Below are 22,750 nucleotides of genomic sequence, written 5' to 3' on the forward strand. Positions count from 1 at the left end.
TCGGGCTCCGGTCAGTCGCGCGGACGAAGGTCGATGCACACCGAGTTGATGCAGTAGCGCAGGCCGGTCGGTGGCGGGCCGTCAGGGAACACATGCCCCAGGTGCGCATCGCAACGGGCGCAGGTGACCTCGGTGCGGATCATGCCGTGGGAGGTGTCGCGAATCTCGATCATCGCGCTGTCCTCGATCGGGGCGTAGAAACTTGGCCAACCACAGCCAGCGTCGAACTTGGTCTGCGCATCGAACAGCGCCAGGCCGCAGCAAATGCAATGGTAGATGCCATCGCGGCGCTCGCTGTTGTACTTGCCGCTGAATGGCCGTTCGGTGCCCTTGAGGCGGCAGACCTGGTACTGCTCGGGGTCGAGCATCGACCGCCATTCGTCCAGGGTTTTTTCGATCTTTTTCATGTAGAAACCTCGGCAGGCTGAATTTCACCCCACACCGTCTTTTCCGGGGCGCGGGTGGCACGTATATTAGTTGGCTTCGTGTGCCAGGCGTTCAGTCTGGCACCCGCTTCCTGCCCTTTCAAACCTTTCGGCGGGGCGTAGCGCGTTTTCTCAATCGGGATCCCATCATGCAGTTCAGCAAATCGAACAAGCTCGCCAATGTCTGCTACGACATTCGCGGCCCAGTGCTCAAGCACGCCAAACGCCTGGAGGAGGAAGGCCACCGCATCCTCAAGCTGAACATCGGCAACCCGGCGCCGTTTGGCTTCGAGGCGCCTGATGAAATCCTTCAGGATGTGATCCGCAACCTGCCCACCGCACAGGGCTACAGCGACTCCAAAGGCCTGTTCAGTGCCCGCAAGGCGGTGATGCAGTACTGCCAGCAGAAAGAAATCGAAGGCGTCACCATCGAGGACATCTACCTGGGTAATGGTGTGTCCGAGCTGATCGTCATGTCGATGCAGGCGCTGCTCAACAACGGCGACGAAGTGCTGATCCCGGCCCCCGACTACCCGCTGTGGACTGCCGCCGTGAGCCTGGCCGGCGGCAAGCCGGTGCACTACCTGTGCGACGAGCAGGCCGACTGGTTCCCTGACCTTGAGGACATCAAGGCCAAGATCACCCCGAACACCAAGGCGCTGGTGATCATCAACCCGAACAACCCGACCGGCGCCGTCTACTCCAAAGAGCTGCTGCTGGGCATGCTGGAGCTGGCCCGCCAGCACAACCTGGTGGTGTTCTCCGACGAGATCTACGACAAGATCCTGTACGACGAAGCCGTGCACATCAGCACCGCCTCGCTGGCCCCGGACCTGCTGTGCCTGACCTTCAACGGCTTGTCCAAGTCGTACCGGGTGGCGGGCTTCCGCTCTGGCTGGCTGATCATTTCCGGGCCCAAGCACCACGCACTCAGCTACATCGAAGGCATCGACATGCTGGCCAACATGCGCCTGTGCGCCAACGTGCCGGCCCAGCACGCCATCCAGACCGCGTTGGGCGGCTACCAGAGCATCAACGACCTGGTGCTGCCACCGGGCCGCCTGCTGGAGCAGCGCAACCGCACCTACGAACTGCTCAACGACATCCCCGGCGTCAGCTGCGTGAAGCCGATGGGCGCGCTGTATGCGTTCCCGCGGATCGACCCGAAGGTTTGCCCTATCCTCAACGACGAGAAGTTCGCCCTTGACCTGTTGCTGTCGGAGAAGCTGCTGATCGTACAAGGAACGGCGTTCAACTGGCCGTGGCCGGACCACTTCCGCGTGGTGACCTTGCCGCGGGTGGATGACCTGGAAGCAGCCATTGGCCGGATCGGCAATTTCCTGAAGGGTTATTCGCAGTAGGGTTCGACGGGGGGCGCCGGGGGCCACGAGAGGTTCGACGCGGGGGTGGTGGTGGGGCGCAGATCGAGCGCCGCCCGCGCGGCGCTCGATCTCACAGGCGCCACACCCCTTGCGGCAAACACCCAGCGGCCTTGACGCAACCCCCAAGCCGAATGTTTCTTACATCCTGCAACGCTCTATCCCACAGCCCCCACGCCATCCTCTGCCATACTCCGCCGTACACAGTTTGAAATAGTCCCCCGATTGAATCGGCGCGGCAGGCCCCTTATATACCCCGCAGTAAGCGACAACTCATCCGTCAGGAGAACGTAACAACCATGATGCGCATTCTGTTGTTTGTAGCCACCAACCTCGCGGTGGTGCTGGTTGCAAGCATTACCCTGAGCCTGTTCGGTTTCAACGGGTTCATGGCCGCCAACGGGGTCGACCTGAACCTCAGCAGCCTGCTGGTGTTCTGCGCCGTGTTCGGCTTTGCCGGCTCCCTCGTCTCGCTGTTCATCTCCAAGTGGATGGCGAAGATGACCACCGGCACCCAGATCATCAGCCAGCCGCGCACCCGCCACGAGCAGTGGCTGCTGCAAACGGTCGAAGAGCTGTCCCGCGAAGCGGGCATCAAAATGCCTGAAGTGGGTATCTTCCCGGCTTACGAGGCCAACGCCTTCGCCACCGGCTGGAACCGCAACGACGCGCTGGTCGCAGTGTCCCAGGGCCTGCTGGAGCGCTTCTCGCCCGATGAAGTGCGTGCGGTACTGGCCCACGAAATTGGCCACGTTGCCAACGGCGACATGGTCACCCTGGCGCTGGTGCAGGGCGTGGTGAACACCTTCGTGATGTTCTTTGCCCGCATCATCGGCAACTTTGTCGACAAGGTAATCTTCAAGAACGAAGAGGGCCAAGGCATTGCCTACTATGTAGCAACCATCGTTGCCGAGCTGATCCTTGGCATCCTGGCCAGCATGATCGTGATGTGGTTCTCGCGCCGCCGCGAATTCCGCGCCGACGAAGCCGGTGCGCAGCTGGCCGGTACCGCAGCAATGATCGGCGCCCTGCAGCGCCTGCGCGTGGAACAAGGCCTGCCAGTGCACATGCCGGACACCATGAAGGCCTTCGGCATCAATGGCGGCCTCAAGCACGGCCTGGCCGGGTTGCTGATGAGCCACCCACCGCTGGAAGACCGCATCGAGGCCCTGCGTCAGCGCGGCTGATTCACCTGAGAAAACAAAGGGCGACTTCGGTCGCCCTTTTTTATTCCCGTGTCCCGTCCTGAATAAGGTTTACACCTCCCATCCCGAATTTCCGGAGAGTCTGATGGAGCAAGGTGTAAAGCGCACACAGCGTGATTACTCACTGTCTTTTAAATTGGCGGTGGTTGATCAGATAGAAAAAGGCGAACTGACCTACAAGCAGGCCCAGGTGCGGTATGGCATCCAGGGTCGCTCGACGGTTCTGGTATGGTTGCGTAAGCACGGTCGGCAGGATTGGAGCCAGGGGGCCTCGATCCGCGACGAGAGGAGCTGCGCGATGTCTGACCCCAAAACGCTCACTCCAGAGCAGCGGATCAAAGAGCTTGAGCAGCAGCTTGAGCTGATGAGCCAGAAGGCCCAATTCTTTGAGACGGTCGTTGATGTTCTGAAAAATGACTATGGTGTCTCGGTCGTAAAAAAGCGATCCGGCAAGTCCTCACGCAAGGTCAAGTCGCAGGACTGAGCATTGCCAGGGCTTGTCAGTTTCTAGGCATCAGTCGACAGGCTTACTACAAACGCAATCGAGTTGCTGATGGCAAAGAACGCCAGGCAGACCGGGTGGTTGAGTTTGTACAGCAGATCCGGATACGCCAGCCTCGTCTGGGCACACGCAAGCTGCACTATCTGCTGCATTGCCAACCTGACAGACGATTCCAGGTCGGCCGAGATAGGCTGTTCCAGGTCTTGGGAGAGCGCCGTTTGCTAGTGCTGCCTAAGCGGGCCTATCACAAGACAACACAAAGCTTTCATCGCTTCTACCGCCATCCCAATTTACTCAAACCCGGCCCAAGTCAGATCGTTCCGACAAGGCCGGAGCACGTCTGGGTTGCCGACATTACTTACCTGCCCGCACGCAAGGGCCCGCTGTACCTGAGCCTGGTAACGGATGCGTACTCAAGGAAGATTGTTGGCCACCACGTCCATGAAAGCCTGCATGCCGAGTCAGTGGCGCAAGCCTTCAAGCAGGCATTACGAAAGCGCCGTCGTCGCCAGCCATTAGTCCACCATTCGGATCGAGGAATCCAATATTGCTCGGCGCTATACCAGTCACTACATCAACGGCACGGCGTTCAGTGCTCCATGACTGATGGGTATGACTGCTACCAGAACGCGCTGGCCGAGCGAATCAACGGAATCCTCAAGATGGAGCTGCTGTTGAGTAGCCCTGAGGATCTGGAACAAGCGAGGCAGATGGTTGACGAGGCAGTGCAGATTTACAATACAGAACGGCCTCATATGGCCCTGAAAATCGAGTAGGAGGCGGGCTCACACCCGCCGTCCTCTCACACCACCGTGCGTACGGTTCCGTACACGGCGGTTCAAGCTATGCGGCTAAGCCGGTTGATCGTATCCAGTATCGAGACCAGTCCGAGTCGATCCCATAGCTTCTTCGGCAGCGCCTGATTCATATGTGGCGCCCCCGAGTTCCACCACGGGCCTCGGCCGTTACAGACCGATTTACAGGCACGCTCTTCGCTTAAGCCCAGACGCATCAGGTTGCGCGCCCTCGTAGAGGGCTGCTTCCATTGGCGCCAGATGGCACAGCGGAGTTTGTGCCTGATCCAGCCATCCAGTTCCTCAAGTGGCCGTTTGCTCTGGCTAAGCTTGAAGTAACCCGCCCAGCCTCGCAGGACAGGGTTTATCCGCTCGATGGTATTCGTCATCTTGCGACCCCGTGCACCGCGTAGCAGCTCTGCGAGCCGGTCGCGCAGGCGACCCAGGCTCGTCGTTGCCACCCGCAGCCTTGGCTGCTGATGCCAGCTCATCCCATAGCCCAAGTAGTCACACTTCCAGGCTCTCGCGACTCGACTCTTCTTCTGATTCACCGTCAGTTTCAAACGTTGATTCAGGAAGCGTTCGACACTGGCCAGTACCCGTTCGCCAGCTCGAGGACTGCGTACATAGATGTTCGCATCATCGGCATAACGTACGAAGCGATGGCCCCGTCGCTCCAGCTCGCGGTCGAGTTCGTCGAGCAGGATATTCGACAGCAACGGCGAAAGCGGGCCGCCTTGCGGCGTCCCCTCCTGCCGTGGGCTGACGACACCGCCCGACATGATCCCGGCTTCAAGGTAGCGGCGGATAAGCCTGAGTACGCACTTGTCTTTGATCCGACGTTCGATGCAGGCCATGAGGATGTCGTGATTGACCCGATCGAAAAACTTCTCCAGATCGAGTTCCACGCACCAGCGGTGTCCCGCTGTCACATGAGCACGAGCCATCTCGATGGCTTGATGCGTACTTCTGCCCGGACGAAAACCATAGCTGTAGTCCGAGAACAGTGGGTCGAAGATAGGTGTGAGCTGCTGCTGCAGTGCTTGCTGGATCAGGCGATCCACGACGCTGGGGATTCCCAGTTGCCGTGTGCCGCCCTGCGGCTTGGGAATTTCAACCGCTCGCACTGCTTGGGGCTGGTATTCACCGGCCAGTAACCTGGCCTTGAGGGTTGGCCAATACTGTCTCACGTAGCCCGCCAAGTCAGCGACCGTCATGCCATCAGCACCCGGAGCCCCCTTGTTGCTAACCACGCGTTGATACGCACGCCTGAGGTTGGCCGGTGCAAGCACCCGCTCCATCAGCGTGTCCAGCTCCGCGTTCGTCCACGTCGCTGACGCCGCCGGCACCTTTGCACTGTCAGGCATCACCCTCGGCTTCTGGCCGGGATTCGGAGTGACAGATTCCGTTGAAGGAAATTTCTGCATTACGGCTACCAACGAGACAGTGACGCCTACTAGCGGCATAACCTGTTCGGCCCTTGGTGGCGCGGTTAACCGCCACTTACTACGGCTTCGGCTGACTTCTGCACGCTCATCCCGTCGCCTCTCGACGCTCGGTAGCACTATGGCAAGCGTGCAGATCTCCCAGGGTAATTCGCGCGACCTTCCTGCTTATACCTGTCGGATTTACGTCACAGCGCTCCGTGCAAGTATTGGGCTTTGGCGATTGTTGCCGCCTGACCCCGCTGTGCCGCCTGATCCGCTTCCTGTTCGTCAGGCCAGCATTTTGCCTCGGGCTTCCTTCAGATTCGCAGTCGCCCGCGACACCCTTGCCTCCGGCTAACACTTCCCCTTGCCGGGTGTGTAGAGGACTTTCACCTCCAAGTCACCCGCTCGGCCACCACAGCCAAGCAGGTTGCGCTTACGCGCAACGCGCCATGCCTGGCGCACAACAAAACGCCCGATGCGGTGCATCAGGCGTTTTGAGGCCTGTCGGCCTACCTGAACAGGTGTAAACCTATTTCAGGACTAGACACCGGCCTTACGCAGCCTTCTGTGGGAGCGGGCGCGCCCGCGAACACCGGCAAAGCCGGTGCCATCTACCGTGTCGCCTGTTTCGCGGGCGCGCCCGCTCCCACATGGGCCGGGTTAGCCTGCCATACCTGCTTATCGGCTGACCTGATACACCCGCTCCAACAAACTCGACGCCCCGGCCTGCACAAACTTCGGGCTCTCCTCAATCACCTCCACAGCCTCCAACTGCTCCACCTGCCACCCCGCAAACCCCTGCCTCAGCTCTTCATCCCTGACCGAAAACGGCGGCCCGGCCAACAATGACTGGTCATAGTCCAGCGTCACCACCAACCCCCGGCAGCTTGTCGGCAGCAACCCCGACAACAGCTGCATATACCGCGCACGCATCTGCACCGGCAGCGCAATCACCGCCGCCCGGTCATACAGCCCCACGCAGCCAGCCACATCCTCTGCCCGCAAGGCAAAGAAGTCGCCACACCACAGCTGCACATCTCCACTGCGCCAAACCTCGAATGCGCCCTGCTGCCGCACCTCGGCCTCAAGCCCGTGCTCACGGAAAAAGTCCTCCACCGCCCGCCGCGACAGCTCCACACCCAATACACGATGGCCCTGACCGGCCAGCCAGGCCAGGTCCAGGCTCTTGCCACACAACGGCACCAGCACGCGGCTGCCGGGCGCCAACTGCAACTGTGGCCAATACGTCTGCAGATAGGGGTTCACCTGCGCCTGGTGAAAGCCGATCTGGTTATCGGCCCACCGCTGCTGCCAGAACGCTGGTTCCATGATTACTCCCGATTTTTAGATGATTTGTCGGTAAAACTTGGTTTGGATTTCGATCTGTAGTTAATCGATGATGGTTGCATCTTAACCTTCAGGACCCCGCCATGCTGCCCAGCCTGTTCATTTCCCATGGTTCCCCCATGCTTGCCCTGCAACCCGGCGCCAGCGGGCCGGCACTGTCCGGGTTGGCCAACGCGCTGCCCCGGCCGAAAGCGATCGTGGTGGTGTCGGCACACTGGGAAAGCCGCGAGCTGCTGGTCACCGGCAGCGCACAGCCCGAAACCTGGCATGACTTCTACGGCTTCCCACCAGCCCTGTATGCGGTGCAGTACCCGGCGCCGGGCGAGCCCGGGCTTGCTGGCCAGGTCAGCGAACGGTTGAAGGCTACGGGGCTACCCGCGCGGCTGGACATGCAGCGCCCATTCGACCATGGCGCCTGGGTGCCACTGTCGCTGATGTACCCGGATGCGAGCATTCCCGTGGTGCAGGTTTCACTGCCCAGCCACATGGGGCCGGCGCTGCAGCTGAAGGTGGGCCAGGCACTGGCGGGGTTGCGTGCCGAGGATGTACTGCTGATAGGTTCGGGCAGCATTACCCACAACCTGGGTGAGCTGGACTGGCATGCAGGGCCGGATGTGATCGAGCCGTGGGCGCTGGCGTTCAGGGATTGGGTGGTAGACCGGTTGCAGGAGGATGACCAGGCGGCGTTGCTGGATTACCGGCAGCAGGCGCCGTTTGCGGTGCGCAACCATCCCAGTGATGAGCATTTGCTGCCGCTGTTCTTTGCCCTCGGGGCCGGGAGCAAGTTCGGCGTGGTGCATCAGGGGTTCACCCTGGGCGCGCTGGGGATGGACATCTATCGGTTCGACTGAAGGGCCTCTTCGCGGGCAAGCCCGCTCCTACAGGTACTGAAATCTGTGGGGTACCTGTAGGAGCGGGCTTGCCCGCGAAAGGGCCGGTACTGGCAAAAAAAATCCCCGACCTAAGCCGGGGATTTTTTCGTTACGCCAGGATCAATCCTCGCGGTAGCGACGCAGCTTCAGCTGCTTGCCAGCCACGCGGGTGTCCTTGAGCTTGGACAGCAGCTTCTCGAGGCCGTCTTCCGGCAGCTCGACCAGGCTGAAGCTGTCGCGCACCTGGATGCGGCCGATAGCGTCACGCGCTAGGCCACCTTCGTTGAGGATCGCCCCCAGCAGGTTCTTGGCAGCGATGCCATCACGGGCACCCAGGGCGGTACGGCAACGCACGCGGCCTTCGGCCAACGGCAGCGGTGCACGGCGCTCACGATCACCACGGTCAGGACGCTCGCCACGCTCACCGCGCTCGGTACGCTCACCACGCGGGGCGAAGCTCGGCACCAGTGGCTGCTCGCGCTCTACCGCCGCCAGGTCCAGCGCCTGGCCATTGGTGGCCTTGCGCAGCAGGGCCGAAGCCAGGGCACGCGCGCTGCAACCCAGGTCGGTGGTCAGGCGGTCGAACAGCTCGCCGTGGGTGGCTTCTGCTTCGGCTACCAGCGGCGCCAGGCTCGAGGTCAGCTTCTTGATGCGGGCATCCAGCACGGCCTGGGCATTCGGCAGGCGCGCTTCGGCAACCTTCTGCCCGGTAACACGCTCGATCACCTGCAGCATGCGGCGCTCACGCGGGGTAACCAGCAACAGTGCACGGCCATCGCGACCGGCACGGCCAGTACGGCCGATACGGTGTACGTAGGATTCCGGGTCGTACGGCATGTCAACGTTGAACACGTGAGTGATGCGCGGTACGTCCAGGCCACGGGCAGCGACGTCGGTGGCGACGACGATGTCCAGGCGGCCATCCTTGAGCGAGTCGATCACGCGCTCACGCTGGTTCTGGGCGATATCGCCGTTCAGTGCAGCAGCCTTGTAGCCTTTGGCTTCCAGCGCGGCGGCCAGGTCCAGGGTGGCTTGCTTGGTACGCACGAAGGCGATCAGCGCGTCGAACTCTTCCACTTCCAGCAGACGCAGCACAGCCGGGATCTTCTGGTCCGCGTGGACCATCAGGTGGGCCTGCTCGATCGCGGTAACGGTCTGGGTCTTGGTCTGGATCTTGACGTGCTTGGGTTCACGCAGGTGACGCTCGGCGATCGAACGGATCGACGACGGCAGGGTAGCGGAGAACAGTACGGTCTGACGGGTAGCCGGGATTGCGTCGAAGATCACTTCGAGGTCGTCCATGAAGCCCAGCTTCAGCATCTCGTCGGCTTCGTCCAGTACCAGGTACTGTACGGTCGACAAGACTTTTTCGTCACGACGCAGGTGGTCGCACAGACGGCCCGGGGTGGCCACGACGATTTGCGCGCCGTTGCGGATCGCACGCAGCTGTGGGCCCATCGGGGCACCACCGTAGACGGCGACAACGTTCACGCCCGGCATCTGCTTGGCGTAGGTTTCGAAAGCGGTAGCAACTTGCAGCGCCAACTCACGGGTTGGCGCCAGGATCAGGGCTTGCGGTTCGCGCTTGCTCACATCGATCTTGTTCAGGATCGGCAGGGCGAAGGCAGCGGTTTTGCCGGTGCCAGTCTGCGCCTGGCCGATCATGTCGTGACCGGCGAGGATGATCGGGATCGATTGTTGCTGAATGGCGGACGGCTCTTCGTAGCCGGTAGCCACAACGGCAGCAACAATGTTCGGGTTAAGATCGAGAGCGGCGAAGCCGCCGGTTTCCTGGGTCATGGGTCTGCCTCTAGGTGCATCCGCAAAGACCCATGCTCCAAAGCTGCACATGCCTTGAAAGACCGTCAGGTCACCCAGGCAGCTTTGGCGGCGGGGATTTGCGAAAACGATTGAAAAAGAAAACTTGGGAAGGTCCGCCTAGCGGACGCGCAGCCGAAGCTGGACTCGGAGGATTTGCACCACCTGATTTTGAGGTCCGCTAAAAGACCGGCGCGTACTATACCTGAAATAGTCGCGTACGTGAGGAATATTTTCATGGAGGCAGGGCCAGTATCGGGCCATCAAGCACGACAGGCTGAATCGATAATCCCTGGAAGCCTGGCGCGCTCGGTGTCGGCGCGCGTCAGCCACTCACGTCGCCGGCCGAATCTCGCGGATCAGCCCCTCGAGGCTGTACCCCAAACGCGGCGCCAGCGCCTCGGCCCGGGCCCTCAAACCGTCCAGGTCCAGCGACTGCTCCAGGTCTGCCGGCACCAGCAAAATCACATTGCCCTCCTTCACAGGCAGTTCCCAGTAATGCCGGTGGTACAACCCGCGCAACAACGCCGCGCCCAGCGGCCTGCCATCATCGGTGGCCCACTGGTTGATCACCAGCCAGCCGCCCGGGTTCAGGTGCTGCTGGCAGTTCTCCAGAAAGTTCCACGCCAGGTGCCCGACCCCAGGACCATGGTCGGTGTACAAGTCAACGAACAGCAGGTCGGCCTTTTCTGCCGTGGGCAGCAGCTCCAGCGCATCGCCGATGCGCACATACAGCCGCGGGTCGTCGTCCAGGCCCAGGTAATCCATGGCCAGGCGCGGCACATCCGGGCGCAGCTCGATGGCCTCGATGTCTTCCAGCGGCAGGAACTTCATGCAGGCCTGGGTCAGCGTGCCGGCGCCCAGGCCCAGAAACAGTGCACTCTCAGGCAGTTCGTGGCACAGCGCCCCCACCAGCATGGCGCGGGTATAGTCGTACTCCAGCCAGCTGGGGTCGGCGGTGAACACGCAGCTTTGCTCGATCGCATCGCCGAATTCCAGAAAGCGGTAGTCGTCTACTTCGTACACGCTGATGACGCCAAACGCATCTTCCACCCGTGCCAGCAGCCGCTCTTGCCGTTCCGCCGTCATGTCCACCACCCACCTGCGCAAAAACGCGCATTGTCCGCCAACACCCTTGATGCAACAAGCGCAGCGCCAACTGTTACCATGGCTCATAGCCTACAACCGACAAGACCGAGCCCAAGATGAACCAACCGTGGAGCCCCGACAGCTGGCGCGCCCTGCCGATCCAGCAGCAACCGACCTACCCCGATGCCGCGCACCTGCTGAAGGTTGAACAGACGCTGGCCAGCTACCCGCCACTGGTGTTCGCGGGTGAGGCGCGCGAGCTGCGCCGGCAGTTCGCCGAGGTCACCGAAGGCCGTGCCTTCCTGCTTCAGGGCGGCGACTGCGCCGAGAGCTTCGCCGAGTTCTCGGCTGCAAAAATCCGCGACACCTTCAAGGTGTTGCTGCAAATGGCCATTGTCATGACCTTTGCCGCCGGCTGCCCGGTGGTGAAAGTGGGGCGTATGGCCGGGCAGTTCGCCAAACCGCGCTCATCTGGCGATGAAACCATCGGCGACGTCACCCTCCCCGCCTACCGTGGCGACATCGTCAACGGCATCGGTTTCGACGCCAAAAGCCGCATTCCGGACCCGGAGCGGCTGCTGCAGGCCTACCACCAGGCCACCGCCAGCCTCAACCTGCTGCGCGCGTTCGCCCAGGGCGGGTTTGCCGACCTGCACCAGGTGCACAAGTGGAACCTGGACTTCATCGCCAACTCGGCGCTCGCCGACAAGTACCACCAGTTGGCCAATCGCATCGATGAAACCCTGGCGTTCATGCGTGCCTGTGGCCTGGACAGTGCGCCGCAACTGCGCGAAACCAGCTTCTTCACGGCTCACGAAGCGCTGCTGCTGAACTATGAAGAAGCCTTCGTGCGCCAGGACAGCCTGACCGGCGACTACTACGACTGCTCGGCGCACATGCTGTGGATCGGCGACCGCACCCGCCAGCTCGATGGGGCCCATGTGGAGTTCCTGCGTGGCGTGCACAACCCGATCGGGGTCAAGGTTGGCCCGAGCATGAACCCCGAAGAGCTGATCCGCCTGATCGACACGCTCAACCCGGCCAACGACCCGGGGCGTTTGAACCTGATCGTGCGCATGGGCGCGGGCAAGGTTGGCGACCACTTGCCGGGGCTGATCCGCACTGTCGAGCGCGAGGGGCGCAAGGTGCTGTGGAGTTCCGATCCGATGCACGGCAACACCATCAAGGCCAGCAGCGGTTACAAGACCCGCGATTTTGCGCAGATTCTGGATGAGGTGAAGCAGTTCTTCCAGGTGCACCAGGCCGAGGGCAGCCATGCCGGCGGTATCCATATCGAGATGACTGGGCAAAACGTCACGGAATGCATCGGCGGTGCCCGGCCGATCACCGAGGATGCGTTGTCTGACCGGTATCACACCCATTGTGATCCGCGGATGAATGCTGATCAGTCGCTGGAGTTGGCATTCCTGATTGCCGAAACCCTCAAGCAGGTACGGCGCTGAGCGCTTTTCGCTTTTGATCTTGCTTCTAAGTGCGCGGTAGTTCAGGCGATGCAGATTGCGACTTCAGGAGGCCGAGTGGAGGCCTTGCGGCCATCGCAAATGGACTGTACGCCCGATCAGAACGAGCGCTTACGCTTTTGGGCTTTTGGGCCTTTGGGTTGTGCGCTTTCACATCAAGTAGACATTCATTCACGATGTAGGCGCCTGTTCACCTTTCCGCCCTTCCGGCGGGTTACTTTGGTCGTGGCCAAAGTAACCAAAACCGTCGGCTCCCATCATCCGGCCCCTACGCTCCGCTCCGGGGTCCCCTCGCTCCGGGCTTGCTCCCGGGAGGACCGCGCTGCAGGCCCCATCCTGGGGCCCAGCGCTTGACGGGCATCCATGCCCGTCACCTCCCTCCGCAAGCCCTGCGCTCGGCCTCCTGAAGTCGCAATCTGCATCGCCTGAACTACCGCGCGCTTAGAAGCAAAAGCCAAAGCAAGAGCAACGGCGTTCTTCCAGGTACACCAGGCCGAGGGCAGCCATGCCGGCGATATCCTTATCCAGATGACTGGGCAGAACCTCACCGAATGCATCGGCGGTGCCGGCCGATCACTGAATTCGCTTCTCGCTTTTGATCTTGCTTCTAAGCGCGCGGTAGTCCAGGCGACGCAGATTGCGACTTCAGGAGGCCGAGTGGAGGCATTGCGAAGGGAGATGACGGGCATGGATGCCCGTCAAGCGCTGAGGCCCCATGGATGGGGCCTGCAGCGCGTGCTCCCGGGAGCAAGGCCGGAGCGAGGGGACCCCGGAGCGCAGCGTAGGGGCCGGATGATGGGAGCCGACGGTTTTTGGTCCCTTTTTGCCACGACAAAAAGGGACCCGCCGTAAGGGCGGAAAGGTGAGTCGGCGTCGCCATCGCAAACGGACTGTACGCCCGATCAGAACCAGCGCTTAAGCTTTGAGCTTTTGGGCCTTTGGGTTGTGCGCTTTCACATCAAGTAGACATTCATTCACGATGTAGGCGCCTGTTCACCTTTCCGCCCTTCCGGCGGGTTACTTTGGTCGTGGCCAAAGTAACCAAAACCGTCGGCTCCCATCATCCGGCCCCTACGCTACGCTCCGGGGTCCCCTCGCTCCGGGCTTGCTCCCGGGAGGACCGCGCTGCAGGCCCCATCCTGGGGCCCAGCGCTTGACGGGCATCCATGCCCGTCACCTCCCTCCGCAAGCCCTGCGCTCGGCCTCCTGAAGTCGCAATCTGCGTCGCCTGAACTACCGCGCGCTTAGAAGCAAAAACCAAAGCAAGAGCAAGAGCAAGAGCAACGGCGTTCTTCCTGGTACACCAGGCCGAGGGCAGCCATGCCGGCGATATCCTTATCCAGATGACCGGGCAGAACCTCACCGAATGCATCGGCGGTGCCGGCCGATCACCGAATTCGCTTCTCGCTTTTGAGCTTGCTTCTAAGGCGCGCGGTAGTCCAGGCGACGCAGATTGCGACTTCAGGAGGCCGAGTGGAGGCATTGCGAAGGGAGATGACGGGCATGGATGCCCGTCAAGCGCTGAGGCCCCATGGATGGGGCCTGCAGCGCGTGCTCCCGGGAGCAAGGCCGGAGCGAGGGGACCCCGGAGCGCAGCGTAGGGGCCGGATGATGGGAGCCGACGGTTTTTGGTCCCTTTTTGCCACGACAAAAAGGGACCCGCCGTAAGGGCGGAAAGGTGAGTCGGCGTCGCCATCGCAAACGGACTGTACGCCCGATCAGAACCAGCGCTTAAGCTTTTGAGCTTTTGAGCTTTTGAGCTTTTGGGCCTTTGGGTTGTGCGCTTTCACATCAAGTAGACATTCATTCACGATGTAGGCGCCTATTCACCTTTCCGCCCTTCCGGCGGGTTACTTTGGTCGTGGCCAAAGTAACCAAAACCGTCGGCTCCCATCATCCGGCCCCTACGCTCCGCTCCGGGGTCCCCTCGCTCCGGGCTAGCTCCCGGGAGGACCGCGCTGCAGGCCCCATCCTGGGGCCCAGCGCTTGACGGACATCCATGCCCGTCACCTCCCTCCGCAAGCCCTGCGCTCGGCCTCCTGAAGTCGCAATCTGCGTCGCCTGAACTACCGCGCGCTTAGAAGCAAAAGCCAAAGCAAGAGCAAGAGCAAAAGCAAAAGCAAAAGCAAAAGCTGGAGCTGGAGCTGGAGCTGGAGCTGGAGCTGGAGCAGAAGCGACTGCCACGCATGGCATCACTTCCTCAATGGATCATCCCAGAAATGCCGCTCGGCCTCTTGCTGGATATCCGCCCGACTCAACCCCAAGTCGCGCAAGGTTGCATCACTGAGGCTGGCCAGCTCCTGACGCTGACGGTACAACTGCAGCCAGCGCGCCGGACGCTGCAAGGCCGCATGCCACAGGTAGCTCAGGGAAAAGGCAGGTTGCTGGATGCTGCTGACATGACCTTTCATCGTGAAGCCCTCCGTGTTGATGGCCTCAGTCTCACGCCAGGCATAAGATCAATCCAACGAATGTTTCTGATGCAATGCATCTCGGAGATTGATGCAATGTCCCAGTACCAGAGCCTCGACGCGGACGTCCTGCGCACCTTCGTCGCCATTGCCGAGCAAGGCGGCTTTACCCGCGCAGGCGAAGTGGTCAACCGCACCCAGTCAGCGGTCAGCATGCAGATGAAACGCCTGGAAGAAGACATTCTGCAGCGCCAGCTATTCGAACGTGATGGCCGTCAGGTGCGGCTGACCGCCGAAGGCCAGGTACTGCTGGGGTATGCCCGACGCATTCTCAAGTTGCATGGCGAGGTGTTCAACACCCTGCGCATGCCACACATGGTTGGGCTGGTGCGCATCGGCACACCAGACGACTACGCCATGCGCTTCCTGCCGACCATCTTGTCGAGCTTTGCCCAAGCCTACCCGCTGGTGCAGGTGGAAGTGCATTGCGATTCGTCCAAGCAGTTGATGCTGCGCCAGGACCTGGACCTGACCATCGTCACCCGCGAGCCCGGCAACGAGATTGGCCAGTTGCTACGCCAGGAACGCCTGGTGTGGGCCGCGGCAGAAGGCTTTTGCCCGCACGAACAGCGGCCGATGCCGGTGGCGCTGTTCAACACCGACTGCTTCTGTCGCGCCTGGACCTGCAATGCGCTGGAGGCACAGGGCGTCGATTACCGTATTGCCTACACCAGCCCAAGCCTGGCGGCAATCTTTGCCATCGTCACCGCCGGGCTGGCAGTGACCGCGCAGCTGCAGAGCCTGATCGGGGGCAACATCCGCATTCTGGGTGAGAGCGAAGGGCTGCCACAGTTGCCCATGGCCAATGTAATGCTGGTGCGCAGTACGCAGACCCCCTCGCCAATCACCGACTGCATGGCCGACTACATCGTTGAGGGTTTCAAGTGATCGGGGGCCGAAAAACGGCCCCAACCTCTCAAAGCTCAAACCCCAGCATCACCGCACAGACCACCAGGAACACACAGAACATCGCCCGCAATACCTTCTCCGGCAACGCGTGGGCCAGCTTCACGCCCCAGCTGATGCTGAGCAAGCCCCCCACCGCCAAGGGAATCCCCACCCCCCAGTCAACACTATGGTGCACGCCATAGGTCACCAGCGTGACCAAGGTACTCGGCGCCGCCAGCGCCAGTGACAGCCCCTGCGCCACCACCTGAGTAGCGCCGAACACACTGGTCAGGATCGGCGTGGCCACCACGGCCCCACCCACCCCGAACAAGCCGCCCATGGTGCCGGCAAAGCTGCCCAGTACACCCAGCCACGGCCAGGCATGACGCAGCTCGGCACTCGGCGGCGACACCTTCATGAACATCCGCACCACGTTCCACACCGCCAAGGCTACCAGGAAGCCGACAAAACCCAGGCGCATGGATTGCGCATCAAGCCCCACCGCCCAGATCGACCCCAGCCAGGCAAACAAGAAGCTGCACGCCGACAGCGGCAACGCATGGCGCAACGCGATGCGGTTGCGCTGGTGATACCGCCACAGCGCCAGCAGCACATTGGGCACCACCATCACCAACGCGGTCCCCTGCGCCAACTGCTGGTCCAGGCCAAACAGCACGCCCAACGCCGGAATCGCAATCAGCCCGCCACCAATGCCGAACAAGCCCCCCATGGTGCCCAGGGCAGCGCCCAGCACGATATACAACAACCACTCGATCATCAGGGCCTCGTCCGCCTGTACCAATAATGCGAGCATGCTAACGAGTGTGCGCTGGCGGGGAAACGCACAGCAGCGCACAATGGCTGTGCGTTTTTCGCAAAAGCAAGGCAGCCATGAACCCCGATACCCTGACCGACCAATTGAGCCTGTTCCTCGATGTGCTGGAAACCGGCAGCTTTTCTGCCGCCGCCCGTCGCCACCCGCTGACCCCGTCTGCGGTAGCACGGCGCGTCGACAACCTGGAAAGCGCCGTCGGCAGCCGCCTGTTCACCCGCAGCACCCACGCGGTGCGGGCCACGCCTGCAGGCAACGCCTTTGCCGAGCGGGCCAGGCGCATCATCGAGGAGTTGCGCCTGGCCCGGGCTGAAGCGGTGTCACTGAGCAATGCCCCGGAAGGCCTGATCCGCATCGACGCCCCTGCCGCGTTTGGCCGCCGCCACCTGGCCCCGGCCATTGCCGACTTCCTGGTGGCCTACCCGGGCCTGGACGTGCAACTGCGGTTGATCGACAGCTTCGTCGACCTGCAGGGCAGCCACCTGGGCGAGGTCGACCTGGTGCTGCGCGCCGGCCCCTTGGCCGACACCCGTCTGGTCGCCACGCCGCTCGCCTACATGGTGCGCATTGCCTGCGCCAGCCCCGCCTACCTGGCCAGCCGCGGCATCCCCACCTGCCCCAGCGAACTGCCCGGGCATGACGGGCTGGACTGGGATGGCCTGGCGCCGCCGTTCGCCTGGCGCTTCAGTGTGGCCGGGCAAACCCGCCTGTACCGCCCCGCGCGCATGCGCATGGCTGCCAACAATGCGGAAACCCTGCTGTTCGGCGCCCTCGCCGGCCTGGGGATAGCCCACCTGCCCACCTGGCTGATCAGTGAATACCTGCTGCGCGGCGAGCTGATCCCGTTGTTTTGCGACGGCGGCTTGCCTGAAGCCGAGACCAGCGGCATTTACGCGCTACGCCTGGCACATGAAACGAACTCTCGCAGCCGTTTGCTGCTCGAATTCCTCAAGAGCCGCTTCAGCCCGATTCCACCCTGGGACCTGGCCTTGCGCAGTGAACTGCGCGATTAATTCGCGCACTGATGATCAGCGTGCCAGAATTTTCCATTGATGACTTTCAAGGACCTGCATGAACGCCGACACCCAAGCCTCTTGTGACGAGCTGCTGCTGGACAACCAGGTCTGTTTCGCCCTGCACTCCACCTCGTTGCTGATGACCAAGGTCTACAAGCCGCTGCTGCAGGCGCTGGGCCTGACCTACCCGCAATACCTTGCCATGCTCGTGCTCTGGGAGCGTGACGGCCTGACCGTGGGCGAAATCAGCCAGCACCTGCTGACCGACCCAGGCTCGCTGACCCCGCTGCTCAAGCGCCTGGAAAGCGAAGGCCTGTTGCAGCGCAACCGCAGCCGCGAAGATGAACGGGTAGTGATGGTACAGCTGACCGACAAAGGCCGCGCCCTGCAACAGCAGGCCAAACAGGTGCCGCAATGCATTCTCAAGGCCAGCGGGCGCAGCCTGGAGCAGCTGCAGCAACTGCAAGCCGACCTGCTGAACCTGCGCGAAAACCTGCAGAAAAACCTCTGAGCGCTATGCTGTGAGATGGCCGTTCGGATGAACGGTGATTATTTATCTTGCGCGCTAACTAATTGCGCGCTAATTTAAATCCCACACCAACCCCCGCCCTCCTGCAAACGGGAGTGCACAGCACATTAGCGAGGCTCAAGATGCAAAAGGTCACTCCGCTGTACATCGCAGAAGCAACCTCCACCGGTGGGCGCGACGGCAAATCCCGCTCCAGCGACGGCAAGCTGGAAGTCAAGCTCAGCACCCCCAAAGAGCTGGGCGGCGCGGGCGGTGACGGCACCAACCCCGAGCAGATGTTCGCCGCCGGTTACTCGGCCTGCTTCATCGGCGCCTTGAAGTTCGTGGCCGGGCAAGAGAAGAAAGCCCTGCCGGCAGATGCCTCGATCACCGCCAAGGTGGGCATCGGCCAGATCCCGGGCGGTTTCGGCCTGGACATCGACCTGCACATCAACCTGCCGGGCCTGGCCCAGGCCGATGCCGAAGGGCTGGTGGAAAAGGCGCATCAGGTGTGCCCGTACTCCAATGCCACCCGCGGTAATGTGGATGTGCGCCTGCACGTAACCGTCTAAGGCGCAAAGACTGGCGCGGTGACCTGTGGGAGCGGCCTTGCGTCGCGAACGGGGCGCGAAGCGGCCCCAGGCGTTCGGCATGTAGGCAGAAATTGCCGGGGCCGCCTTGCGGCCCTATCGCGACGCAAGGCCGCTCCCACAAAAGCGCGAGCACAAGCACGCGCTGAGGATTGGGAAAACACAGGCATAAAAAAACCCGGCTTGCGCCGGGTTTTTTGCGTCTCGCAAGAAGCATTACTTCTTGGAGCGGCCTTTGAAGCTGTTGTCGCGAGTGTCGATGTCGATCCACTCGTCGATCTGGATGAAGTCGGCCACCGAGATCTCGGTACCGTTCGCCAGCTTGGCAGGCTTCATGACTTTGCCGGAGGTGTCACCGCGAGCAGCGTTCTCGGTGTAGACAACTTTACGGCTGATGGTGGTTGGCAGCTCAACCGACACCAGACGGCCTTCGAAGAACACGGCTTCGCAGACGTCTTCCATGCCTTCTTCGATGTACGGCAGAACGGCTTCGATGTCCTCGGCGTTCAGCTCGTACATGGTGTAGTCGGTGGTGTCCATGAAGGTGTACTCGTCACCATTGATGAACGACAGGGTCGCTTCTTTGCGATCCAGGATCACGTCGTCCAGCTTGTCGTCCGCACCGTATACGGTTTCGGTCTTGTAGCCGGTCAGCAGGTTCTTCAGCTTGGTCTTCATGATCGCGCTGTTACGGCCCGACTTGGTGAACTCAGCTTTTTGAACCAGCCACGGGTCGTTGTCGATCCGCAGGACGGTACCGGGTTTCAGTTCTTTACCAGTTTTCATTACGAAGTATCCGAATCTGGATGGATTTATAAAAATCGAGGCCGCGTATCATAGCGAATTTCGGTAAAAGTGTACTAGCGCTGTGGCAAGGTCCGGCTGAGCGGCCTGTCGCGCCCCCCAAAGGCGGGCATGCTGCTGCAGTTCCGGCCAATGCTGGCGGGCCGCCCGCCAGGCCTGGCCCATGTCGATATTCATGTTCCAGGCACGCCACAGGCCCAGCAGGGCTGCATCGGCATCGTCTGACAGGCCGCAGCGATAATGCGCGAGGAACGCTTCGAGTTTTTCCCAATGGGCATTCTCGTCCTGCACATAGATGTGCCACAGCATCGGCTGCCCCGCCCACTGCGCACGCACGAACGAGTCTTCGCCACGCACGGCATTGAAATCGCAGCTCCATAACAGCCGGTCGAAGTCGTCCTGGCTGACGAAAGGCAGCACCTGAACGGTCAGCGCCCCACGGGTGCGCACATCACCCACGTGCAGCGGCCCCTCGCCCAACCACTGGCTGAGCCCCGCGACGATGCGCCCTTGCGGGACCAACAGGTGGCAGGCCTGGTCAGCTGTAGCCAGGGCATCAAGCCAGTTGCCCAGCTGCGGGTTTTCATAGGCAAACAGCGAGATCAGCAGCGCATCCGGCACAAGGTCTACACCAAGCCCCTGCAAAAAGGCACGGCGCGCCTCCGCCGACTGCTGGAACGCGTCACGCCGGGCCAGCAGCGAACCCTCGCGCAGCAAACCACCCGTTTTGTCGGTAAAGCCCGGGAAGAAAAATACCTTGCGCAAACCGTTGGGCTGCGGCGAAGGCAAACCATGGCAACCCTCCACCCAGTCCTCGGCACTCAGGTACTCGAGGTTGAACCAGAGCGGCGGCTGCGGAAGGGCGCGCATGGCCTCGACATACGCCGCGGGCAACTGGCAGGCGAACGCGCCGATCACCACATCGGCCGGCGCCACCGGCAACCACGCTGCCGGCCAGTGGCGCACATCCACGCCGTGTTGCCACTGTTGCGCCGCCGTGGCATTGGCGCCAGGGCACATGGGCGTGAAAGCGTTGAGGTCATCCACCCACAGGCGCACCGCCAGGCCGTGCTCGGCCACCAACTGCCGGGCCAGGCGCCAGGTCACGCCAATATCGCCGTAGTTGTCGACGACGCTGCAGAAGATGTCCCAGGTGGCTTTCATGCGCCCCTCCCGTGCGGGTGCAAAAACAGCGAATTCTGCGCATAAATTGGCGCAGACAAAAGCACCTGCGCAGAAAAATGCCCAAGCGCATGCGACAATGCCCCCTACCACGCTGCCAGGAGGCTGCCATGCCGCGCCACCGTGAATTGAAGATCACCCTCAAGCCGTTGCCGTTGATCATGTGCGTTGCCTTGGGCCTGTGGCTGGGCGCCATGGCCATTGCCGCGAGCCTGTGGCTGGCCCAGCAGTTGTGGCCACAGCAGGTGCAACCTCTGGCCCAGGTGGTAGCCCCGCATGCAGACCGCCCCGTTGCAACGCCTGCACCGGCCACTGCCCAGGATGCCCAGGATGCCCAGGCCGAGATGTTCGAACGCTACAAGGACATCCTGCACAAACAGGCGCTGCAACAGGCCGCCGATGCCGCCCAAGGCAACCCGCGCAACCTCAACAGCCCCAAGTGCCAGTTCTGGCTGCAGCAAAACCGTACCGCGCCCACCGAAAAAAGCCAGGCCAACGTGCTGGAGTTCTGTTACTGACCATGGACAAGCCCCACCTGCTGGCGCTGATTGTCGCCACCCTCGCGCATGACCTGGACGTGCTGACCCGCGCGGCGCAAACCGCCTACGAGGCCGCCACCGCCGAAGAGAACATTGCCGAGAACAAGTATGACACGCTGGGCCTGGAGGCCTCGTACCTGGCCACCGGCCAGGCCCGCCGCAGTGCCGAGATCCGCCAGGCGCTGGTGATCTACCAGCAGTTGCTGCTGCGTGATTACGACCCGGCGCGCGGTGTGCAGGTAAGCAACCTGGTGACCCTGGAAAATGAAGATGGCGCGCAACGCCGGCTGTTTCTCGGGCCTGAGGCAGCGGGGTTGAAGATTGGCGAGGGTGACGGACTGGTGACGGTGATTACCCCACGATCGCCGCTGGGGCAGCAACTGCTGGGCAAGCGCGTGGATGACGAGGTGAACCTGGGCGCACAGGTATCGTTCATTGTCGATGTTGTCTGAACCGGCCTCTTCGCGGGCACGCCCGCTCCCACAAGGACCCCACTGTCTTCAGGGCTGTGATATCCCTGTGGGCGCGGGCGAGCCTGCGAAAGGGCCGGCACAGGCAATAATTCTCTAAAGGGCCTGCAGGGCATCGAACCGCCCCGCCAGCCCCTGCTCGGCAAACTGCTCCACCACAAAGTCGATGAACGCCCGGGTCTTGCCCGGTAACAGCTTGTGCTCGGCGAAATACAGGCTGATATGCCCATCGTCCACATACCAGTCCGGCAACACCCGCAGCAGCCGCCCGGCCAGCAAGTAGGGCACGGCAAACGGCAGGCTCACCAGGGCAATGCCCAGCCCCTGCTCGGCCACCGCGCACGCCGCGTCCGAATCGCTCATGGTCATCGCCTGACGCAATTGCAGCGGCTGCTGCGTCTGCCAACGGCTGGTCAACGGCCACGAGCGCACCCGCCCGGTCTGCGGTGACCGCACCAGGATGCCGTCATGGCGTTGCAGCACCTGCGGGTCTTCTATCGGCGCGTGCCGCTGCAGATAGGCCGGCGCCGCTACCAACACCCGGTGCGCCGGGGTCAGCTTGCGCGCCACCACCCCCGGCGGCAGTTCGAAACCACCGCCAATCGCTGCATCGAAGCCCTGGCCGATCAGGTCCACCTGGCGGTTGTCGAAATGCCAATCCGGGGTAATCGCCGGGTAACGGCGCAAGAATTCCCCCAGCAACGGCAGCACGTACAAACGCCCGAACACCGTGCCCATACTCACCCGTAACGACCCGGCCGGCTGGCCTTCTGCACTGGCCAGGTTGGCCACGGCGTACTGAATGGTGCGAAAGCTGTCACTGACCTCGCCAAGAAAACGCTGCCCCGCTTCGGTCAAGGTCAGCTTGCGGGTACTACGCTGGAACAACCGCACACCCAGGCGCGCTTCCAGCTGCGCAACGTGCTTGCCCACGGCAGCCGGGGTTAGGCTCAGGCGCCTAGCGGCTTCGGCAAAACTGCCGACCTCGGCACTGCGGATGAAGCATTCCAACGCGCTGAATGATTCCATGGCCATGATTAGCAACCAAAGGTTTACTCTGCTGATAGTGATTACCATCTTATCAGTAGGCAATCGAGCGCCGATACTG

General features: G+C 62.1%; 20 protein-coding genes and 3 pseudogenes. 13 read left to right on the forward strand and 10 right to left on the reverse strand.

Features of this window, described 5'->3' with window-relative positions; all coding sequences use genetic code 11:
- Positions 1 to 11 precede the first annotated feature (11 nt).
- A complete protein-coding gene (gene msrB / locus REH59_RS21050) occupies positions 12 to 407 on the reverse strand; it encodes a peptide-methionine (R)-S-oxide reductase MsrB (RefSeq protein WP_003247101.1) in 396 nt (131 codons plus the stop codon).
- A 167-nt stretch (positions 408 to 574) separates the two neighbouring features.
- Here msrB and REH59_RS21055 point away from each other — a divergent pair, with 167 nt between their 5' ends.
- The 3 genes from REH59_RS21055 (at position 575) to REH59_RS21065 (ending at position 4,287) form a co-directional block, all read left to right on the forward strand.
- Positions 575 to 1,786 carry a pyridoxal phosphate-dependent aminotransferase gene (locus REH59_RS21055; protein WP_004575940.1) on the forward strand — a complete coding sequence of 404 codons (1,212 nt, stop codon included), beginning with the start codon at positions 575 to 577 and terminating at the stop codon, positions 1,784 to 1,786.
- A gap of 317 nt (positions 1,787 to 2,103) precedes the next feature.
- Positions 2,104 to 2,991, forward strand: a complete 888-nt coding sequence (gene htpX / locus REH59_RS21060; protein WP_010952899.1) for a protease HtpX — start codon at positions 2,104 to 2,106, stop codon at positions 2,989 to 2,991.
- A gap of 103 nt (positions 2,992 to 3,094) precedes the next feature.
- Positions 3,095 to 4,287 (forward strand): IS3 family transposase gene (locus REH59_RS21065; protein WP_320450349.1). Its coding sequence is split into 2 segments (ribosomal slippage): positions 3,095 to 3,443 and positions 3,443 to 4,287, totalling 1,194 coding nucleotides; the frame shifts between segments, so codons are not numbered across the junction.
- 62 nt (positions 4,288 to 4,349) lie between these two features.
- On the opposite strand, the gene ltrA is transcribed toward REH59_RS21065, so the two are convergent.
- Together ltrA and REH59_RS21075 are read right to left on the reverse strand one after the other, a co-directional pair.
- Positions 4,350 to 5,771, reverse strand: coding sequence for a group II intron reverse transcriptase/maturase (gene ltrA, locus REH59_RS21070; protein WP_265536532.1), 1,422 nt, complete (start codon positions 5,769 to 5,771; stop codon positions 4,350 to 4,352).
- Between the two features lie 642 nt (positions 5,772 to 6,413).
- Positions 6,414 to 7,064 carry a thiopurine S-methyltransferase gene (locus REH59_RS21075; protein ID WP_014859301.1) on the reverse strand — a complete coding sequence of 217 codons (651 nt, stop codon included), beginning with the start codon at positions 7,062 to 7,064 and terminating at the stop codon, positions 6,414 to 6,416.
- Positions 7,065 to 7,165: 101 nt separating this feature from the next.
- Between REH59_RS21075 and REH59_RS21080 the strand changes: the two genes are divergently transcribed.
- On the forward strand, positions 7,166 to 7,933 hold the full coding sequence (locus REH59_RS21080) for a DODA-type extradiol aromatic ring-opening family dioxygenase (protein ID WP_014859302.1): 768 nt from the start codon (positions 7,166 to 7,168) through the stop codon (positions 7,931 to 7,933).
- A gap of 141 nt (positions 7,934 to 8,074) precedes the next feature.
- On the opposite strand, the pseudogene REH59_RS21085 reads toward REH59_RS21080, so the two are convergent.
- Positions 8,075 to 9,788, reverse strand: a pseudogene (locus tag REH59_RS21085) (DEAD/DEAH box helicase).
- Positions 9,789 to 10,105: 317 nt separating this feature from the next.
- Positions 10,106 to 10,861 carry a spermidine synthase gene (locus REH59_RS21090; protein WP_003247095.1) on the reverse strand — a complete coding sequence of 252 codons (756 nt, stop codon included), beginning with the start codon at positions 10,859 to 10,861 and terminating at the stop codon, positions 10,106 to 10,108.
- A gap of 116 nt (positions 10,862 to 10,977) precedes the next feature.
- Here REH59_RS21090 and REH59_RS21095 point away from each other — a divergent pair, with 116 nt between their 5' ends.
- From REH59_RS21095 to REH59_RS28675, 3 genes and pseudogenes are all read left to right on the forward strand, one after another.
- Positions 10,978 to 12,324 carry a class II 3-deoxy-7-phosphoheptulonate synthase gene (locus REH59_RS21095; protein WP_010952895.1) on the forward strand — a complete coding sequence of 449 codons (1,347 nt, stop codon included), beginning with the start codon at positions 10,978 to 10,980 and terminating at the stop codon, positions 12,322 to 12,324.
- 492 nt (positions 12,325 to 12,816) lie between these two features.
- Positions 12,817 to 12,923 (forward strand): annotated as a pseudogene (locus REH59_RS21100) (3-deoxy-7-phosphoheptulonate synthase); the annotation flags it as partial.
- A 708-nt stretch (positions 12,924 to 13,631) separates the two neighbouring features.
- Positions 13,632 to 13,738: pseudogene (locus tag REH59_RS28675) on the forward strand (3-deoxy-7-phosphoheptulonate synthase); the annotation flags it as partial.
- 796 nt (positions 13,739 to 14,534) lie between these two features.
- On the opposite strand, the gene REH59_RS21105 reads toward REH59_RS28675, so the two are convergent.
- Entirely contained in the window at positions 14,535 to 14,753 is a 219-nt protein-coding gene (locus REH59_RS21105; protein WP_003252881.1) for a DUF1127 domain-containing protein, read from the reverse strand.
- Between the two features lie 96 nt (positions 14,754 to 14,849).
- Between REH59_RS21105 and REH59_RS21110 the strand changes: the two genes are divergently transcribed.
- Positions 14,850 to 15,701, forward strand: a complete 852-nt coding sequence (locus tag REH59_RS21110) for a LysR substrate-binding domain-containing protein (protein WP_128573943.1) — start codon at positions 14,850 to 14,852, stop codon at positions 15,699 to 15,701.
- Between the two features lie 28 nt (positions 15,702 to 15,729).
- Here the strand turns inward: REH59_RS21110 and REH59_RS21115 are convergent, their stop codons facing one another.
- Positions 15,730 to 16,479, reverse strand: coding sequence for a sulfite exporter TauE/SafE family protein (locus tag REH59_RS21115; protein ID WP_014861689.1), 750 nt, complete (start codon positions 16,477 to 16,479; stop codon positions 15,730 to 15,732).
- A gap of 113 nt (positions 16,480 to 16,592) precedes the next feature.
- On the opposite strand from REH59_RS21115, the gene REH59_RS21120 reads away from it, so the two are divergent.
- The 3 genes from REH59_RS21120 to REH59_RS21130 all read left to right on the forward strand — a co-directional run bounded on the left by REH59_RS21120 (position 16,593) and on the right by REH59_RS21130 (position 18,629).
- Entirely contained in the window at positions 16,593 to 17,546 is a 954-nt protein-coding gene (locus REH59_RS21120) for a LysR family transcriptional regulator (RefSeq protein WP_014861690.1), read from the forward strand.
- 58 nt (positions 17,547 to 17,604) lie between these two features.
- Positions 17,605 to 18,060: a MarR family winged helix-turn-helix transcriptional regulator gene (locus REH59_RS21125; RefSeq protein ID WP_014861691.1), complete on the forward strand. Its 456-nt coding sequence runs from the start codon at positions 17,605 to 17,607 to the stop codon at positions 18,058 to 18,060.
- 140 nt (positions 18,061 to 18,200) lie between these two features.
- The gene (locus REH59_RS21130; RefSeq protein ID WP_012053329.1) at positions 18,201 to 18,629 is read left to right on the forward strand and encodes an organic hydroperoxide resistance protein; all 429 of its coding nucleotides are present in this window, start codon (positions 18,201 to 18,203) and stop codon (positions 18,627 to 18,629) included.
- A gap of 234 nt (positions 18,630 to 18,863) precedes the next feature.
- Here REH59_RS21130 and efp read toward each other — a convergent pair whose 3' ends face one another.
- Both efp and earP read right to left on the reverse strand, forming a co-directional pair.
- Entirely contained in the window at positions 18,864 to 19,433 is a 570-nt protein-coding gene (gene efp / locus REH59_RS21135; protein ID WP_003252871.1) for an elongation factor P, read from the reverse strand.
- Positions 19,434 to 19,481: 48 nt separating this feature from the next.
- Positions 19,482 to 20,615 carry an elongation factor P maturation arginine rhamnosyltransferase EarP gene (gene earP, locus REH59_RS21140; RefSeq protein ID WP_014859495.1) on the reverse strand — a complete coding sequence of 378 codons (1,134 nt, stop codon included), beginning with the start codon at positions 20,613 to 20,615 and terminating at the stop codon, positions 19,482 to 19,484.
- Between the two features lie 128 nt (positions 20,616 to 20,743).
- On the opposite strand from earP, the gene REH59_RS21145 reads away from it, so the two are divergent.
- Together REH59_RS21145 and REH59_RS21150 are read left to right on the forward strand one after the other, a co-directional pair.
- Entirely contained in the window at positions 20,744 to 21,151 is a 408-nt protein-coding gene (locus REH59_RS21145; RefSeq protein WP_003252867.1) for a hypothetical protein, read from the forward strand.
- 2 nt (positions 21,152 to 21,153) lie between these two features.
- Positions 21,154 to 21,624: a GreA/GreB family elongation factor gene (locus REH59_RS21150; protein ID WP_003252864.1), complete on the forward strand. Its 471-nt coding sequence runs from the start codon at positions 21,154 to 21,156 to the stop codon at positions 21,622 to 21,624.
- A 114-nt stretch (positions 21,625 to 21,738) separates the two neighbouring features.
- Here REH59_RS21150 and REH59_RS21155 read toward each other — a convergent pair whose 3' ends face one another.
- Positions 21,739 to 22,677: a LysR family transcriptional regulator gene (locus REH59_RS21155; RefSeq protein ID WP_014859496.1), complete on the reverse strand. Its 939-nt coding sequence runs from the start codon at positions 22,675 to 22,677 to the stop codon at positions 21,739 to 21,741.
- Between the last annotated feature and the right edge of the window lie 73 nt (positions 22,678 to 22,750).

This window comes from Pseudomonas sp. BO3-4, assembly GCF_034044115.1.
In the GTDB taxonomy this organism is placed as follows: Bacteria; Pseudomonadota; Gammaproteobacteria; order Pseudomonadales; family Pseudomonadaceae; genus Aquipseudomonas; species Aquipseudomonas alloputida.